Origin of the sequence: Limnohabitans sp., assembly GCF_040400975.1 — a bacterium.
Taxonomy (GTDB): domain Bacteria; phylum Pseudomonadota; class Gammaproteobacteria; order Burkholderiales; family Burkholderiaceae_C; genus Limnohabitans_A.
The window spans coordinates 1-1,164 of record NZ_JBBAPF010000136.1; the positions used below are offsets into that span (position 1 = coordinate 1).

A 1,164-nucleotide genomic window follows, 5' to 3' on the forward strand; every position below is an offset into this window, starting at 1 on the left:
CCCCAAAACCCCAAAACCCCTTGGGAGTGTATATGAAATAATGAGTTGATTTACTAGTTAGTACTACTGATTGGATTTTTTTAAATGTGCTCATGGCTTGACGGTGGGGTATGCGACGTACTGGTTGATGCCGCAAATGCCTGCGCCGGAGGCCTGACCGATCTTGACGTAACCCTTGTCTCCCCATGAGGTGCCCCAGGAGTTTCTGACGAGGTAGTATCCGCCAGCGGTGGCATCAGTGCCGTAACCAACGGCAGCGACGGCGTGGTCGATGTTGGTGCCGCAAGCAGCGCTGGTGATAACACCACTGGTGTACGACTGGAAAGTGGTGGTGTCGGCCTGGATGGCAACTGAGACTGGCTGCTGAACGATGGCGGTCATGATGGCGGTAGTGTTGCCGGCGACATCGGTTTGGCTTTGTGCATAGAGAGTGCCTGAGCCAGCAACGTACTTGCAGCTGCCGGTGACATTGTTTACGCCCGAAGTGTATGGGTAGGTGGTCTCCGAGGTGATTGGAGTGCCGACGGCGTAGTCCCAGGCGTAGTAGTACCAGCCACCGTTGCAACCTTGGTTGCCGAACGAGCCTGAGCAGGAGACGAGCTGCTGTTCAGACAAGTTGGGGAGAGTAGAGTGGAAGATGGCATGAGCGCTTTCCAAAGCCGCGTTGGCGGAGAAGGACCAGCATGATCCACAGTTGGCCTGGTTCTTGATGGCATTGACTTTGCCGGCAGTGACCCAGTTGACTGAGGTGGGAAGACCAACAACGTTGGCGGCTTCCAGCTTGGGTCTGTTGGTTCTGTCGGGCTTTGGCATGTTCTTGAGACCAAGGAGGTTCTGGTATTCAGCACGGGTAAAGTCCGAGAGGTAGTTGTGTCCGTGGACTGAAGTGGCATTGACCATCGTGTTAAGCTTGGCAATTTCAGCGTCCATGAAGAGGAAGTTGGACTTGCGCATGTTAAACTCCTCAATGGTGTTGTACTCTTTGTTGTGCTCAACGATGAATCTCATGAACTTGTAGTCGTTCTGGTTCATAGTGGTTGCGGAAACAGCGCCAGCGAGGGCGAGTGCGAGGAAAGATCTCATGTGAAAAATTAATTACAACCTTAATGTCTATGCTCGCTTAAATACGTCAGAAAACAACCTCGGGGTTTTGGGGTTTTGGGG

The 1,164-nt window shown here is 52.8% G+C and carries 1 protein-coding gene; it reads right to left on the reverse strand.

All coding sequences use genetic code 11. The features are described 5' to 3' along the window. Positions 1–90: 90 nt before the first annotated feature. Complete coding sequence (locus ABWQ00_RS16200; RefSeq protein ID WP_353239690.1) at positions 91–1,032, reverse strand: C1 family peptidase; 942 nt, start codon at positions 1,030–1,032, stop codon at positions 91–93. Positions 1,033–1,164 lie beyond the last annotated feature (132 nt).

What these genes read in the sequence shown, in the direction of transcription:
- ABWQ00_RS16200 (WP_353239690.1), bottom strand. Translation starts at nt 1,032, where the DNA reads ATGAACCAGAACGACTACAAGTTCATGAGATTCATCGTTGAGCACAAC.